The following is a 15,658-nucleotide window of genomic DNA, read 5'->3' as shown; positions in this document are numbered from 1 at the left end:
GTACTATTGTGATATAAGTATTAATTTGATTCTAAGGGGTGTTTACATCTAAAGTGAACATAATTAAATGATTGTTTTGTTATTTGATTAATTGCTTGGTATGAGGTGGTTTTGAACAGTGTGTTTCTATAAGTTCACTGTGCATGTAATTTCCTATTAGGCAGTTTTCTCATGACTTCTTTCATTGTTTAGTTGGCGTTTACCTTCTTCTACTAAAATAAATGCTAGCTAGGAAGATAGTTATTAAAATTCCCTAGAAATATTTATCTTCGGAAACGCTACCGCCCCTGAGTTACAGTCCCCAGTCTGCTGCTTTTAACCTGTGTTATGTCAGCAATCATTCCTATGATGCTCTCCCACAAGATGGATCGTCGTTTGGCTATCTTAAGGGCCCTGAACGAGGCATGGGAAGGGGTGGTTGATAGAAATCTGAGCGGGTTCAACCAATTAGTGATAAACAGCTGCTTTAAATGGGTTGTTGGGTTAGTAGAGAGAGTGCGGAAATTCCCCTCACCCCAGCCCTCTCCCAGAGGGAGAGGGTGCTTGTTCACTGTTGCACGGTAGCCTCAGGCGGGCACGGTTTTGATCCCCCTCCAAGCTGCCGAGTCGAGCTCAATGGGTCAGGAGCGCCGTCAGGGATGACGGCGCAGCCGCAGTTGGTACATGGATGTACCATCTGCGGCGTTCCGTCCGACCCAGAGAGCGAGATGAGGGAATCCGCCGTAGGCGGGCGGCTTGGCGGGGGAGAAGACTTTTGGTGACTTTGGGTCTTTCCAAAGTCACTAGCCTCAGCCCGAAGGGCGGGCGAAACCCCGTCGAGGACGGAGTCCTCGCGTCCCATGCGGCGCAGCCGCATCAAACGCCTCACCGCTGGCTCGGGAGTTCGGATTAACTCCGCCTGGATCGCGAATGTCCGAATACGCTGCGCTATTCGAACCTACGATTCGATAACGCCGGGGGATTATGGGTTCCCTCACCCTGACCCTCTCCCAAGGGGAGAGGGGATAAAGACGCTGGGAGCGGCAATAAGCAGGAAATAGAAAGGGAGCCTATCAGGCTCCCTTTTCTGTAGACACGGCCAATGGCATTTGGCTAATGCCATTCCCTATCGATTGGTCGCAGCCTTCATCCCTTCCACAAACTCCTTCAGGCGAGTGAGCATATGTTCCGGGTTCTTGTGGTGGGTCTCGATGATCTTCACCACGGCGGAGCCGGAGATGGCACCGGCGGCGCCAGCGGCGATCGCTTCACGCACCTGGGCCGGTTCGCTGATGCCAAAGCCGAGCAGGGCGGGGGGAGCATTGAACTCGCGCAAGGTGTTGATCAGGCCATCCACCGGCATGCCGGCCTTGGTCTCGGCGCCGGTCACGCCGGCGCGGCTCACCAGGTAGGTGTAACCGCTGCCGAGCTCGGCCACGGCTTTCAGGGTCTCGGTGTCACCGTTGGGCGGGGCGATAAAGATGCTGTCGATGCCGAACTTGTCGGCCGCCGCCTTGTAGGGCTCGCACATCTGCACCGGCACGTCGGCCACCAGCACGGAGTCCACCCCCGCCTGCTGGCACTTCTCGTAGAAGCCGTCGATGTGGCGCACATAGACCAGGTTGGCGTAGACCAGCAGGCCAATGGGGAGTTCCGGGTACTTGGCGCGGATGCGGGCGAGCAGGGTGAAGCAGTCGTCCGGGGTGGTGTGGCTGGCAAAGGCACGCAGGGCGGCACCCTGAATGGTGGGGCCGTCCGCCACCGGATCGGAGAAGGGAATGCCGAGCTCGAGGGCGTCGGCGCCCCCCTCGACCAGGGCATCGACGATGGCCAGGGACAATTCGGGGGTGGGGTCACCCAGCATCACGAACGGCACAAAGGCGCCCTGATTGGCCTTGTCCAGACGGGAGAAGAGTTGTGCGTAGCGATTCATGACAAGGTTCCTTCTTTCTCGAAAATGTCGGCAACGGTGAAGATGTCTTTGTCGCCACGGCCGGAGAGGTTGACGATGAGCACCTGCTCTTTCTCCGGTTCACTGCGGGCCATCTTGAGGGCGTGGGCCAGGGCGTGGGAGGACTCCAGCGCCGGTATGATGCCTTCGGATTTGGCCAGCTCCTGGAAGGCGTCCAGCGCCTCCTTGTCGGTCACCGAGGGGTACTCGGCACGGCCGATGGCGGCCAGGTGGGCGTGCTGGGGGCCGACGGAGGGGAAGTCCAGACCCGCCGAGACGGAGTAGGACTCCTGGATCTGGCCCTGAGTGTCCTGCATCAGGTAGGAGTGCATGCCAAAGAAGACCCCCTTGCTGCCGTGACCCAGCGGCGCGCCGTGCTCGCCGCTTTCGATGCCGTGACCACCGGGCTCGACGCCGATAAGGCGCACCGACGGCTCATCAATAAAGTCGGCAAACATGCCGATGGCGTTGGAGCCGCCGCCGACGCAGGCGATCACCGCGTCGGGCAGGCGCTCTTCCTTCTCGAAGCACTGGGCCTTGGCCTCTTCCCCGATCATCTTCTGGAACTCCCGCACTATTGTGGGGAAGGGGTGGGGGCCGGCGGCGGTGCCGAGCAGGTAGTGGGCCGATTCATAGTTGGCGGCCCAGTCGCGCAGCGCCTCGTTGCAGGCATCTTTCAGGGTGCTGGAGCCGGAGTGCACCGGAATGACGGTGGCCCCCATCAACTTCATGCGAAACACGTTCGGCTTCTGGCGCTCGCAATCCTTGGCCCCCATGTAGACCCGGCACTTGAGGCCGAGCAGGGCGCAGGCCAGTGCAGTGGCGACCCCGTGCTGACCGGCGCCGGTCTCGGCGATGATCTCGCTCTTGCCCATGCGCTTGGCGAGCAGGGCCTGGCCCAGCACCTGGTTGGTCTTGTGGGCGCCGCCGTGCAGCAGATCTTCACGCTTGAGGTAGAGCCGGGTCTTGGTGCCCTTGGTCAGATTGCGGGTCAGGGTGAGCGGGGTCGGGCGACCGGCATACTCGGTCAGCAGGGACTGGAACTCGGCGACGAAGGCAGGGTCATCCTTGGCATCGACGAAGGCCTTCTCCAGCTGGAGCAGGGCGGGGATGAGGATCTGGGGCACATACATGCCACCAAATTCACCGAAAAACGGATTGAGCAGGGTCATACATTATTCCTTGTAGCTAAAAGCGAAATCGAAACGTCAATTGGGTGTCGCATCAGAGGGCGCACAGGGCACGCTTACCGTTGGCGCAGGGCACTCTTACAGTTGGCGCAGGGCGCCAAAGGTCGCCGCCAGCTTGTGTGCATCCTTCTGGCCCGGGGCACTCTCCACCCCGGAGTTGAAATCAAGGCCCACGCAGCCCACCCGGGCCGCCTGCAGGGCGTTGTCGGGATTGAGCCCCCCCGCCAGCATCAGCCCGGCTTTATCGAGACTTCCCAGCAGGCCCCAGTCGAATGCCTGGCCGGTGCCACCGCTCTGGCTGCCCACTTTGGTATCCAGCAGCAGGCGATCCGCCGGGTAGTCGAGGGAGGGCAGGGGCTCGCCGCTTGTGATGCCGACCGCTTTCCAGATCTGGCAGCCTGCTGGCAGCAGCGGGCGCAGGGTCTCGATATAGGCGGCGTCCTCGTCCCCGTGCAGTTGCACGGCGGCGAGGTTCAGGGCCTCTACCGTCTTGGCGATGGTCTGGGGCTGGGCATTGCGAAACACCCCCACATAAGAGAGCGGCGCACCCGCCATCACGGCGCGGGCGGCGGGAATGTCCACGTAGCGCGGGCTCTTGGCGACGAAGATAAGGCCGCCGAACACGGCACCCGCCTGATGGGCGGCGGCGGCATCCTCGGGGCGGGTGAGGCCGCACACCTTGTTCTGGCCGAGCACCAGCTTGCGCACCGCCGCCTCCAGATCCGGCTCGCTCATCAGGGAGGAGCCCACCAGGAAACCCTTGGCATGGGCGCGCAGCTCCGCCACCTGGGCGCGGTGGTTGATGCCGGACTCGCTGATGACCACCCGATCGGCGGGGATCTCGGCCGCCAGCTGTTGGGTGCGGGCGAGATCCACGCTCAAATCCCGCAGATCCCGGTTATTGATGCCAATCACGGGGGCGCCGAGGGCGACGGCGCGATCCCGCTCCTCTGCATTGCTCACCTCGGTGAGCACCCCTAGACCTAACTCTTTCGCCACCTTGAACAGGGCGCGATAGCCCTCGTCGGTGAGCACGGAGAGCATCAACAGGATGGCGTCCGCCTGATAGTGGCGGGCCAGATAGACCTGATAGGGGTCAATCATGAAGTCCTTGCACAGCACCGGCTGCTTGACCCGGCCGCGCACCCTGGGCAGGAAGGCAAAATCCCCCTGGAAGAACTGCTCGTCCGTCAGCACAGAGATGGCGGTGGCGTAGTTGCCATAGATGTCGGCGATGGCCTCCGGGCTGAAGTCGTCGCGGATCAAGCCCTTGGAGGGGGAAGCCTTCTTGCATTCGAGAATGAAGCGGGTGGAGCCTGCACGCAGGTCGCCCTCGAAGTCCCGATCGCTTGGCACCAGGGCGCCCTGGAAGCTCTCCAGGGGCTGGGCCAGCTTGCGGGCCGCGACCCACTCCTGCTTGGCGGCCACGATTTTGCCGAGAATGGTCTGGTTGATGGACGCCCGATTCAGGAAGGCATCGGGGGAGGAGAGGGGGTCGAGCATCTCGATATCCTTGCTAAGAGTGGTACTGCCTTGTTGGCTGCCGTGAGTACTGACTGACATCATGCCTCCTGATGGCTCAGGGTGGCGAGGGCCTGGGCGAGCAGGCGGGTTTCACCGCTTGCAAGCTTGGCCAGCACCTGCGCGGCCGCCTGCTTGAAGTCCGGGGCCTTGCCCGCCATCACCAGCAGCGGCGCCACGTTGGCGGCGATGGCGGCGTTGTGGGCCGCAGTGCCTTCCCCTGCCAGTATGGCGTCCGTGATGGCGCGGTTCTCTTCCGGCTCCCCCCCTTGAATGGCGCTGACCGGGTAGGTCTCGAGGCCAAAGTCTGCCGGGGTGAGCAGGTATTCGCGAATTTCGCCGTCACGGATCTCGGCCACCTGGGTCGGACCGTGAATGGCCACTTCGTCCAGCCCGGCGCCGTGTACCACCATACCGGTTTTCAGCCCCAGTGCCAGCAGGGTTTCAGCGATGGGGCGCACCAGCTCGGGAGCATAGACCCCCATCAGCTGGTAGCTGGGGCGGGCGGGGTTGATGAGCGGCCCCAGGACGTTAAATAGCGTCCTGGTTTTCAAGGCCTGGCGCACCGGCATGGCGTGGCGCACCCCGGCGTGGTACTGGGGGGCGAACAGGAAGCAGATGCCGAGCTCGTCCAGACAGCGGCGCGCCTGGGCCGGGCTCATGTCGAGCTTGATCCCCATCTTGTCCAGCAGATCGCTCGAACCGGACTTGCTCGAGACGGAGCGGTTGCCGTGCTTGGCGACTTTCAGGCCGCAGGCGGCGGCCACCAGGGCCGAGGTGGTGGAGACGTTGATGGTATTGAGGCCGTCGCCACCTGTGCCGACGATGTCGCAGAACGCATAGTCCGGGCGCGGGAAGGGGCGGGCCTCCGCCAGCAGGGCCTCGGCGGCGCCGGCGATCTCCTCCGGGGTCTCCCCCTTGAGCTTGAGGGCGGTGAGCAGGCTCGCCAGCACGATGGGATCCACTTCGCCACGGACCACCTGGCCGAAGGCGTCGCGAGCGGCGTCGCGGGTGAGAGACTGCCCCTGATAGAGGGTGTTGAGATGTTGATGCATGGGGTCTCCTTACCGCACGTGGCTTTCTGGACGGGTGATGTGGGCGAGGGCCTGGGTCAGCAGGCGGGCCCCTTCCGAGGTCATGATGGATTCCGGGTGGAACTGGAAGCCCAGCACCCGCTCGTCCCGTTGCTCTATGGCCATGGGCATGCCCTGATAGTGGGCAATCACCTGCAACTCCTCCGGCACATAGGTCGCCACCAGGGAGTGGTAGCGGGCCACCGGCAGCGGGCTCGGGAGCCCCGCGAAGGCGCCGTGACCGTTGTGCTCAATCAGCGAGCGCTTGCCGTGGACGATTTCCCCGGCCGCCCCGACTGTGCCGCCGTAGGCTTCGCACAGGGCCTGATGACCGAGGCAGATGCCGAGGATGGGCACCCGGCCGCGGGCCAGCTTGATGAGATCGATGAGGCAGCCCGCCTCGTGGGGGGCGCCCGGCCCCGGGGAGAGCACCAGCACGGCATCGCCGTCACAGGCTTCGATCTCCTGCATGATGCGGCTCGCCGGCAGGCTGTTGCGGTAGATGCGCACCGGATAGCCGAGGGTGCGGAACTGGTCCACGAGGTTGTAGGTAAAGGAGTCGAAGTTATCGAGCAGGAAGATGTTAGTCATGGGGCTGCTCCTTCGAAGTGCGGAACTGATCGGCCAAGGCGTTGTAGGTAAACGAATCGAAGTTATCGAGCAGGAAGATGTTAGTCATGGCTCACGTCCTTATGTTGCTCCTGCTGGGCGCTCAGGGCTTGCAGGGAGGTGCCATGGCTGGCGGCGATGGCGGCCAGCACGGCGGCCGCCTTGGCGCGGGTCTCGTCCGCTTCGGCTTGGGGCTTGGAGTCATAGACCACGCCGGCACCGGCCTGGACATGGGCCAGGCCCGCTTTCACGAAGGCGGAGCGGATGACGATGCAGGTGTCCATCTCTCCCGCGCCGTTGAGGTAGCCCACGGCGCCGCCGTAGCTGCCGCGGCGCTTGCCTTCCACCATGCGGATAAGCTCGCTGGCCCGCAGCTTGGGGGCGCCGGTCAGGGTGCCCATGTTCATGCAGGCCTGATAGGCGTGCAGGGCATCGAGATCCGAGCGAAGAGTGCCCACCACCCGGGAGACCAGGTGCATCACGTGGCTGTAGCGATCCACTTTGAGCAGATCCTTCACGTAGCGGGTGCCGGGCTCGGAGATGCGGGCGATGTCGTTGCGACCCAGATCCACCAGCATCAGGTGCTCGGCCACCTCTTTCTCGTCCTGGCGAAGTTCCAGCTCGATGCGACCGTCGAGATCCAGATTGATGCTGCCATCGGGGTTCAGGCCGCGGCGGCGGGTGCCGGCGATGGGGTACATCTCCACCTGGCGGCTGGCGGCGCAGAACTTGACCGCGCTCTCCGGGGAGGCGCCAAACAGGGTGAAACCCTCGTCCTGTACATAGAACATGTAGGGGCTGGGGTTGGTCTGCTTGAGGCGGCGATAGGCGGCCAGCGGGTCGGGGCAGGGGAGGGAGAAGCTGCGGGACGGCACCACCTGGAAGATGTCCCCACGGCGGATGAAGCCCTTGAGCTTCTCCACCTCGGCGCAGAACTGCTTGTCGCTCTTGTCGATCTGGAGGTTGCCGGTGAGTGGCTTGGCGCCCTGCGCCCCAGGTTGCGGCTGCTGGCAGGCCTGCTTGAAGGCCTCGAGGCGCGCAGTCAGCTGGGCGTAACGCTCATTGAGCTGGCGCTCGTCCTGCTCGCCGCCAAAGAGGCAGGCCAGCAGGGCCGTGCTCTGCTTGATGTGATCTATGGTGATCAGGGTCTCGGCCACATAGAAGCAGTAGTCGGGGCAGTCGTTGCTCCCTTCCGGCACCTCGGGCAAGTCTTCAAAGGAGGCGATGAGGTCGTAGGCAAAGCTGCCCCCCATGAAGAGGGCCTCTTTGCCCTGCGGGCATTGCAGCTCCCGTTGCAGGGTGCGTAGCACGTCCAGCACGCTGCTGCCCTTGAGGCGGCTGTCTTCGTCAAGGGTGCGGTCGGAGGCCGGGAAGTCGAGCTGCAGCTCGTCCGCCACCCGGGTCTGGGTGATGACGGCGGGAAGGCGCTGCTCGAGCAGGCGCTGCAGCGCGGCGCCGTTGCTGGTGAGGGCGCGGACCAGCACCGTGCGGCCACGGCACTCGATGCGCATGCAGGCATCCACCAGCAGCAGGCTCTGGGTGCCGGCCTTGGAGTCGATCTCCACCGATTCCAGCAGCAGGTTGTTGGGCTTGTGCTGGCAGAGCTGGGTGTAGAGCGCCAGGGGATCTGTCACATAAGGGGCATTGAGCCGGATGGTGTCGAATTCGCCCAGGGGTAACCGGGTCTTGTTGCCTGTCATAATGCCTTCCCTTGCATGTGTTGTGTGTAACCGATGTTCATGGCGTTTCTCTCGAGTTGGGATTGGGTTTTCGTCACGTCAGCGAGTTCGCCATCGCCATGTCAGTGCACTTGTCTGAATTGTCGGTTTCATCACAGGTCCATTTGCCGGATAATAAAAAAGCCCGCTGGGGTCAGCGGGCTTTTTCTTTGGGTTCTTAATTTGCTGTCAGATTACAGGTACAGCAACGACCACACGCCCGCATGTCAGGGAGTGTGCCACCACCAGATGGTCAGGATGGAAGTCGTTTGCATGATAGCGTCCTGTAAAAAGATGTTTGCAATGAAGTGCCTACAGAAAACGATAAAGCCGCGGCCAAGTCAAGTCGCTTTTTTGCCTTCTTTTCCCCAAGCAGGCCCCCTGATGAGAGCGAAACAAGCCGATGAGATTCGATCTTCACTGTCATACCACGGCCTCGGATGGCGTGCTGAGCCCTGCCGATCTGGTGCGCCGCGCCGCCGAGAAAGGGGTGGAGGTGTTAGCGGTCACTGACCACGACACCCTTGACGGGCTTGATGAAGTCCGTCAGACGATCCAGAACGAACAGTTGCCGCTGCGACTGGTGAGCGGGGTCGAGATCTCCACCGGGTGGGAGCACCACGAGATCCACATAGTGGCGCTCGGGGTGGATGAAAAAAATCCGCAGCTGGTCACCTTCCTGGCCGGTCAGCGGGCCCGCCGCGAGGCGCGCGCTCAGGAAATAGGGCGCCGTCTGGAGAAGTGCCTCATCCCGGGCACCTATGAAGAGGCCAAGCAGCTCGCCGGTGACGCCGCCGTGACCCGGGCCCATTTTGCCCGGGTGCTGGTGGCGCGTGGGGTGGCCGACAACATGCAAAAGGTATTCAAGAAGTACCTGAGCCGGGGCAACAAGGGCTATGTGCCCGCCGAGTGGCCCGAGATGGGAGAGGCCATCGCGGCTATTCATGCCGCGGGCGGGCTGGCGGTGCTGGCCCACCCCAGTCGTTACGACCTCACCGCCAAGTGGATCAAGCGGCTGCTGGTGGCCTTCAAGGCGGCCGGTGGCGATGCCATGGAGGTCTCCCTGCCCCAGCAGAGCCCCCAGGAGCGGGCCAATCTCGGTCAGTGGGCCAAGGATCACGATCTCTATATCTCGGTGGGGTCCGATTTTCACTTCCCCTCCAACTGGACCGAGCTGGGCCGCCATCTGTGGCTGCCCAAGGAGGGCATGCCGCTCTGGCTCGGCCACCCCGATCACTTCGGGCTCAGCCAGGAGCAGCACGCCAGCCTGCTGGCCAGCCGCTGAGCACAATGGGCGGACACGGATCTTTGGTACGGGCGAGTCTGTGCCAAACAGGTTAAGGTAGTGTCATGGGCCAAGGGGCCCTTGACCATGAAGCGGGCACCCGGCGTGCCCCTATCGCGAGAAGAGCATATGAGTCAGCATTTTTACGTACATCCGGACAACCCCCAGGTTCGCCTCATCAGCCAGGCGGTGCAGATCCTGCAAAACGGCGGCGTCATCGTCTATCCCACCGACTCCGGTTACGCCCTGGGCTGCCAGATGGGCAACAAGGATGCGCTGGAGCGCATCTGCCGTATCCGCCGCATCGAGCCAAACCACGACTTCACCCTGGTGTGCCGGGATCTCTCGGAGATCTCCACCTACGCCAAGGTGGACAACACCGCCTTCCGGCTGGTGAAGAACAACACCCCAGGGCCCTACACCTTCATCTTCAAGGCCACCAAGGAGGTGCCACGTCGCCTCATGAACGAGAAGAAGAAGACCATCGGCATTCGGGTGCCCGCCAACAATATCGCGCTCGCATTGCTGGAGGCGCTCGGTGAGCCGCTGCTCTCCACCACCCTGATCCTGCCGGGCTCCGAGATGGCGGAGTTCGACCCCGAAGAGATCGCCGACAAGCTCGGCAAGCAGCTGGATCTGGTGGTCAACGGCGGCTATCTGGGTGAGCAGCCTACCACTGTGGTGGACTTCTCCGACGACGAGCCCGTGCTGCGCCGTCGCGGTGCCGGGGATCCGACGCCGTTTGAGTGATACTGCCGAGCCCGTACCCGAGGCGGTGATCGCGCCGGGTGCGACGGGGGAGGCCCTGCTTCCCCCGCCCATCGCGAAAGTACTGGGGCAGCCCTACCATGAGCTGCCCCAGGATTTGTTTATTCCGCCCGATGCGCTCGAGGTGTTTCTCGACACCTTCGAGGGGCCGCTGGATCTGCTGCTCTACCTCATCCGCCGTCAGCAGCTCGACATCCTGAACCTGCCGATCCTGCAGATCACCGCCCAGTACATGGAGTACGTGGAGCTGATGCAGGGGCTCAATCTGGAGCTGGCGGCGGAATACCTGCTGATGGCGGCCTGGCTCGCGGAGATAAAATCCCGCCTGCTGCTGCCCAAGGCGCCGGAGCTGGAGGACGAGGAGGAGGGGGAAGACCCCCGCGTCACCCTGATCCGCCGGCTGCAGGAGTACGAGCGCTTCAAGCTGGGCGCAGAGCGGGTCAACGCCTTGCCGAGGCTGGAGCGGGAGATCTTCATCGCCAGCGCCCTGCCACCGGATTTTGGCGCCTTGAAGCCGCTGGCCCCCGATGTTTCTCTGGTTGAGCTCGCCCTTTACATGCAAAGTGTGGTAAAACGCGCGACTCATTTTGAACATCACCAGATCCGCCGTGAGCAGATCCCGACCCGGGTGCGCATGGCGGAGATCCTCGCCATGTTGTCCCTGGGGCAGACCCTGCGGCTGGAGCAGGTGCTGCGGGCCGAGGAGGGGCGCATGGGGGTATTGGTGACCTTCCTGGCCCTGCTGGAGCTGTGCAAGGAGCAACTGATCTGGATCCTGCAGGCCGAACCCCTGGGGCCTATTCACTTTGCCCTGGCTGGCCAGCACGAGGAGAGCGAGCGTGGCGCTGCCCACTGAACGACTCAAGACCCTGACTCAGGGAGGGATGCGTCATGGCGCTGCCGGCTGAACGGCTGAAGACCCTGATCGAAGCGGCGCTGTTCGTGGCCGGCCGTCCGCTCAATGTCAGCGAGCTGAAAAGCAGCGTGCTGGCGGATTACCCTGTCACCAGCCGCTATGTGCAGCTGCTGCTGGCGGAGCTCAGGCAGGACTACAGCGAGCGAGGGGTGGAGCTCAAGGAGGTCGCCTCCGGCTGGCGCTTCCAGGCCCGCCAGGAGTACGCCGAGGAGCTGTCGCGCCTGTGGAGCGAACGGGCGCCCCGATATTCGCGCGCCGTGTTGGAAACCCTGACGCTGATTGCCTATCGTCAGCCCATCACCCGGGCCGAGATAGAAGCCATCCGCGGGGTGGCGGTATCGAGCCAGATCATCAATACCCTGAAAGAGCGCGGCTGGGTGCGCAGCATAGGTCACAAGGAGGTGGTGGGTCGCCCCGAGCTGCTCGCCACCACCCGAGAGTTTCTGGACTATTTCAATCTGCAGAGTCTGGAGCAGCTCCCCGAGCTGGATCCCGAACTGCACTCCCCCTTGCCGGTCATGCTGGGCGAGGGGAGCGACGGTCAATAAGCGGCAGGCCGTCTTGAGAATGAACGTGGTGACGATGCCCGATGGCGCGTCACAGGAGTCAATGTTGTCCGCTATGTCAGCGGGCAGCGATCAACAATCAGGTAAACCCGATGAGTGAAAAACTGCAAAAAGTATTGGCCCGCGCGGGTCAAGGCTCCCGTCGTGAGATGGAGGCCCTGATCACCGCAGGTCGGGTCAGCGTGGATGGCAAGGTCGCCATGCTGGGGGATCGCGTCGAAGTGAACGCCGTGATCCGGGTGGATGGTCACCAGGTCAAGACCCGTGCGGCCGAGGAGCAGATCTGCCGCGTGCTGGCGTACCACAAGCCCGAAGGGGAGATGTGTACCCGCCACGATCCGGAAGGTCGTCCCACCGTGTTTGATCGTCTGCCCAAGATGGACGGGGCCCGCTGGATTGCGGTGGGTCGCCTCGACGTCAACACCTCCGGCCTGCTGCTGTTCACAACCGACGGCGAGCTGGCCAACCGGCTGATGCACCCGAGCCACGAAGTGGAGCGGGAATACGCGGTGCGCGTCTTTGGCGAGATCACCGAAGCCATGCTGCAGCGCCTGCGCAAGGGCGTCCAGCTGGAAGACGGCATGGCCAAGTTCAACAAGATCAAGCCGGCCGGCGGTGAAGGGCTGAACCAGTGGTTCAACGTCACCCTGACCGAGGGTCGCAACCGTGAAGTGCGCCGCCTGTGGGAATCCCAGGAAGTGCAGGTGAGCCGCCTGATGCGCATTCGCTACGGTGACGTCACCCTGGATCGCGGCATCCCCCGCGGTGGCTGGCAGGAGCTCAAACTGCCCGAGGTGAACTACCTGCGCGGTCTGGTCAACCTGCCCAACGAGACCGAGTCCAAGGTCGACCTGCAGCAGGATGGCAAGAGCACCCGCCACAAGCAGGCCGCCCAGATCCGTCGCGCCGTCAAGCGCCACAAGGAGATGCAGGGCAAGGAGCCGCGCGCCCGTGCCACCACGGCCCGCCGCAAGCCGCAAGCCTCGACCCGCAACTCGGGCACCGGCAGCAAGTAATTCCCGCCTCTGCCGCTCAAGAGCCTACCCCGCGAGGGGTGGGCTTTTTTTATGGGCGCTCGGGCAACTAGAGGGAGGCGGCGGCCCTTGACGCCTGATCATAGAGGCTGGCAAACAGCCGCAGTTGCTGCGCGATTTCCGCCGTCGAGCCGTTCGCCCCGGCCAGCCCGCTCTCCACTATCACCTGGATCAGACACTGCTCGCGGATCTCGCTGTACTGGTGGCACAGGGCGGCTCCGGCCGGGGTGGTGCTGAAATGCACCTCCTTGCCCACCTTGGTGCGCGCCGCATAGCCCAAGGTCACCAGCTTCTTCAGGGCATAGGTGGCGACATGGGTGTCCTCTATGTTCAGCACGAAACAGATATCGGCCAGCCGCTTGGGGCGATCCCGGTGATTGATGTGATGGATGAGCAGCACCTCCAGCGCGGTCAGCCCCTTCTCTCCGGCGGCCCCCATGCAACGCACGACCCAGCGGTGAAACGAGTTGTTGAGCACGGTCAGGCCGAATTCCAGCTCGGAGAGGGCGGGGGCCTGGGCCGAGACGAGATGGGCCGATGAGACGATGGAGGGAGACTTGTTCATGGGGATTCCTTTCCTGATGAGATGCCTGGGACGCGCCACGGCTTGCATACCCAATGATGACTTATTGTAGATAAATTATCGATGTTTTATCGATATGTTTGCTGTATGTTAATTGAGTGTTTTGTTGTCGGGGGTTGTATGGGATCGAGTGAGTGTCGCCTCTACCCGCTGGGAGAGCGGGCCCTGGTGCTGGAGGCGGAGCCGGAGGCCGGGTTTGTCGGCCAGCGGCGGATCTGGTGGTTGGCGGAGCGACTTCGTCAGCAGGAAGGTAAGGGTCAGGTGTCGGCTGAGCCGGCGTTGGAGGAGTTAGTGCCGGGGATGAACAACCTGACCCTGGTGTTCGATCCCGAGGTGACCTCCTCGGCCCGCCTAGAGCGGCGGTTGACCGAGCTGTGGCGGCAGGGGGAGGAGCTCGACTTCACCCCGCGCGAGCGGGAGATCCCGGTGCACTACGGCAATGAGGGGGGACCCGATCTGGACGAGGCGGCCCGTTGCTGCGGCCTGACACCGGCCGAGCTGGTGGCGCGCCACAGTGGCGGCGACTACCGGGTCTACTTTCTCGGCTTCCAGCCCGGCTTCGCCTATCTGGGTGGTCTGGATCCGGCGCTGGCCGTGCCACGGCGCAGAGAGCCACGGCTGCGGGTACCCGCCGGCAGCGTCGGCATCGGCGGGGCCCAGACCGGCATCTATCCGGCGGCCAGCCCCGGCGGCTGGCAACTCATCGGGCGCACGGATCTGGTGTTGTTCGACCCGAACCGTGACGAGCCCTCCTACCTGCTGCCCGGCGATCGGGTGCGTTTCGTCCCAGTGGGAGGCTCGCCATGCTAGAGGTGGTTCGCCCCGGACTGCAGAGTACAGTCCAGGATCTCGGTCGCCCCGGTTTTCGCCATCTCGGCATTGCTCTGGGGGGCGCCCTGGACAGGGAGGCGCTGATCCTGGCGAACCGACTGGTGGGCAATCCGGCCGGTGCTGCGGCCATCGAACTGGTGCTGGGGGCGGCCGAGTTTCGCTTCCTGCGTGACGGCTGGTTGGCGCTGACCGGGGCCGATTGTGGCGCCACCCTGGACGGAGAGCCCGTCTGGCACGGCTGGCGCTGGCGGGTACGGCGCGGCCAGCGCCTGCTATTGCCCGCGCCCCGCCATGGCATGCGCAGCTACCTTGCCCTGGATGGCGGTGTGGCCGAGCCCCTGGTGATGGGGTCGCGTGCCACCGAGTTGCAGGCCGCCTTCGGTGGCCATCAGGGCCGGGCCCTACAGGCGGGCGATCGCCTGCCGCTGGGGGAGCCGCTGCACCATGATGGCGCCATCGGCGCCCTGCTGCGGACGTCGGATCAGTGTCTGCGCGTCTTGCCGGGCCCGGAATTCGACGAGTTTGACGCGGCCGCCGTGAACGCGCTCTGGCAGGCGCACTGGCGGCCCAATTCCGCCAGCAACCGCATGGGGGTTCGCCTCGATGGGCCCGAACTGGTCCGCAGCCGTGGAAGGGAACTGCCCTCCCACGGGGTCCTGCCCGGCGTCATCCAGGTGCCCCCTGGTGGACAACCCATAGTGCTGCTGGCCGATGCCCAGACCACCGGGGGCTACCCGCGCATCGGCTGCGTCATCGAGGCCGATCTCTGGAAGCTGGCTCAGGCTCGTCCGGGGGAGCGGCTGCGCTTCGTCTCCCAGACCAGGGAGCAGGCCCTGGCGGCGCGCCGTGAATGGCGGCTCTACCTCAATCGTTTCGAATGGAAGGCTTATGGACAGATGCATTGATCTCAACGCCGATGTGGGCGAAGGCTATGACTCGGACGCCGCGCTGCTGGACTGTGTCAGCTCGGCCAACATCGCCTGTGGCTGGCACGCGGGGGATGCGTTCCTGATGGGCGAGACAGTCCGGCTGGCGCTGGCCAGGGGCGTCGCCATCGGCGCCCACCCCAGCTTCCCGGATCGGGAACACTTCGGGCGGGCCCCCATGGTGCGGGAGCCGGCGAAGGTCTATGCCGACGTGCTCTATCAGGTGGGGGCCCTGGCCGCGCTGGCCAAGGCGGCCGGGGGCCGGCTGGCTCATGTCAAACCCCATGGTGCGCTCTACAACCAGGCAGCCCGGGATGGGGCCCTGGCCGATGCCATCGCCAGCGCCGTCGTCAGTCTGGATCCCAGCCTCAAGCTGATGGGGTTGGCGGGCAGCGAGCTGATCGCCGCCGCCCGGCGCCATGGTCTGACCCCCATAGCCGAGGTCTTCGCCGATCGCGCCTATCTGGCCGATGGCTCCCTGGCACCGCGGGGCCAGCCCGGCGCAGTCATCGACGACGAGGCGAAGGCGCTGAGCCAGACCCTGCGCCTGGTGCGGCTGGGGGAGGTGGAGACCCTGGAGGGGACCCTGCTGTCGTTGCTGCCTCAGAGCATCTGCCTGCACGGGGATGGCGCCCATGCCGTTGCCTTTGCCCAGCGCCTGCGCGAGGGCCTGATGTCGAACGGAATATCGATAAGACCTCATTGAGG

At 63.9% G+C, this 15,658-nt stretch carries 15 protein-coding genes; 8 read left to right on the top strand and 7 right to left on the bottom strand.

The annotated features are described in order from the left end of the window. Positions 1 to 1,105 precede the first annotated feature (1,105 nt). From trpA to AAHB08_RS16610, 6 genes are all read right to left on the bottom strand, one after another. Positions 1,106 to 1,912, bottom strand: coding sequence for a tryptophan synthase subunit alpha (gene trpA / locus AAHB08_RS16640; RefSeq protein ID WP_342059546.1), 807 nt, complete (start codon positions 1,910 to 1,912; stop codon positions 1,106 to 1,108). After that, positions 1,909 to 3,102: a tryptophan synthase subunit beta gene (gene trpB, locus AAHB08_RS16635; RefSeq protein WP_342059545.1), complete on the bottom strand. Its 1,194-nt coding sequence runs from the start codon at positions 3,100 to 3,102 to the stop codon at positions 1,909 to 1,911. Before trpB ends, trpA begins: the two co-directional genes overlap by 4 nt. 96 nt (positions 3,103 to 3,198) lie before the next feature. Beyond that, entirely contained in the window at positions 3,199 to 4,686 is a 1,488-nt protein-coding gene (trpCF, locus tag AAHB08_RS16630; RefSeq protein WP_342059544.1) for a bifunctional indole-3-glycerol-phosphate synthase TrpC/phosphoribosylanthranilate isomerase TrpF, read from the bottom strand. Further along, a complete protein-coding gene (gene trpD / locus AAHB08_RS16625) occupies positions 4,683 to 5,696 on the bottom strand; it encodes an anthranilate phosphoribosyltransferase (RefSeq protein ID WP_139439552.1) in 1,014 nt (337 codons plus the stop codon). The genes trpCF and trpD overlap by 4 nt, the downstream gene beginning before the upstream one ends. 9 nt (positions 5,697 to 5,705) lie before the next feature. Beyond that, on the bottom strand, positions 5,706 to 6,305 hold the full coding sequence (locus tag AAHB08_RS16620) for an aminodeoxychorismate/anthranilate synthase component II (RefSeq protein WP_005323478.1): 600 nt from the start codon (positions 6,303 to 6,305) through the stop codon (positions 5,706 to 5,708). Positions 6,306 to 6,385: 80 nt separating this feature from the next. Next, entirely contained in the window at positions 6,386 to 8,023 is a 1,638-nt protein-coding gene (locus AAHB08_RS16610; RefSeq protein WP_342059543.1) for an anthranilate synthase component 1, read from the bottom strand. A 421-nt stretch (positions 8,024 to 8,444) separates the two neighbouring features. On the opposite strand from AAHB08_RS16610, the gene rnm reads away from it, so the two are divergent. The 5 genes from rnm (at position 8,445) to rluB (ending at position 12,592) form a co-directional block, all read left to right on the top strand. Beyond that, on the top strand, positions 8,445 to 9,326 hold the full coding sequence (gene rnm, locus AAHB08_RS16605; RefSeq protein ID WP_005323476.1) for an RNase RNM: 882 nt from the start codon (positions 8,445 to 8,447) through the stop codon (positions 9,324 to 9,326). A 129-nt stretch (positions 9,327 to 9,455) separates the two neighbouring features. After that, positions 9,456 to 10,076: an L-threonylcarbamoyladenylate synthase gene (locus AAHB08_RS16600; protein ID WP_010673702.1), complete on the top strand. Its 621-nt coding sequence runs from the start codon at positions 9,456 to 9,458 to the stop codon at positions 10,074 to 10,076. Further along, entirely contained in the window at positions 10,069 to 10,950 is an 882-nt protein-coding gene (locus AAHB08_RS16595) for a segregation and condensation protein A (protein ID WP_202046711.1), read from the top strand. The genes AAHB08_RS16600 and AAHB08_RS16595 overlap by 8 nt, the downstream gene beginning before the upstream one ends. A 35-nt stretch (positions 10,951 to 10,985) precedes the next feature. Then, a complete protein-coding gene (scpB, locus tag AAHB08_RS16590; RefSeq protein WP_025327615.1) occupies positions 10,986 to 11,558 on the top strand; it encodes an SMC-Scp complex subunit ScpB in 573 nt (190 codons plus the stop codon). Between the two features lie 110 nt (positions 11,559 to 11,668). Next, on the top strand, positions 11,669 to 12,592 hold the full coding sequence (gene rluB / locus AAHB08_RS16585; protein ID WP_139439557.1) for a 23S rRNA pseudouridine(2605) synthase RluB: 924 nt from the start codon (positions 11,669 to 11,671) through the stop codon (positions 12,590 to 12,592). Between the two features lie 67 nt (positions 12,593 to 12,659). Here the strand turns inward: rluB and AAHB08_RS16580 are convergent, their stop codons facing one another. Next, the gene (locus AAHB08_RS16580; protein ID WP_202046709.1) at positions 12,660 to 13,175 is read right to left on the bottom strand and encodes a winged helix DNA-binding protein; all 516 of its coding nucleotides are present in this window, start codon (positions 13,173 to 13,175) and stop codon (positions 12,660 to 12,662) included. 138 nt (positions 13,176 to 13,313) lie between these two features. On the opposite strand from AAHB08_RS16580, the gene pxpB reads away from it, so the two are divergent. From pxpB to pxpA, 3 genes are read left to right on the top strand one after another with little or no spacing between them, the layout of a single operon-like run. Then, complete coding sequence (gene pxpB, locus AAHB08_RS16575) at positions 13,314 to 14,003, top strand: 5-oxoprolinase subunit PxpB (RefSeq protein WP_342059542.1); 690 nt, start codon at positions 13,314 to 13,316, stop codon at positions 14,001 to 14,003. Then, positions 13,997 to 14,929 carry a 5-oxoprolinase subunit C family protein gene (locus tag AAHB08_RS16570; protein ID WP_342059541.1) on the top strand — a complete coding sequence of 311 codons (933 nt, stop codon included), beginning with the start codon at positions 13,997 to 13,999 and terminating at the stop codon, positions 14,927 to 14,929. The genes pxpB and AAHB08_RS16570 overlap by 7 nt, the downstream gene beginning before the upstream one ends. Next, complete coding sequence (gene pxpA, locus AAHB08_RS16565) at positions 14,913 to 15,656, top strand: 5-oxoprolinase subunit PxpA (protein ID WP_342059540.1); 744 nt, start codon at positions 14,913 to 14,915, stop codon at positions 15,654 to 15,656. Before AAHB08_RS16570 ends, pxpA begins: the two co-directional genes overlap by 17 nt. Positions 15,657 to 15,658 lie beyond the last annotated feature (2 nt).

Source organism: Aeromonas sp. OTU364 (genome assembly GCF_038440395.1).
Classification (GTDB): Bacteria; Pseudomonadota; Gammaproteobacteria; order Enterobacterales; family Aeromonadaceae; genus Aeromonas.
Note: the sequence above shows the minus strand (reverse complement) of the source record. Positions and strands in the feature narration are given on the sequence as shown.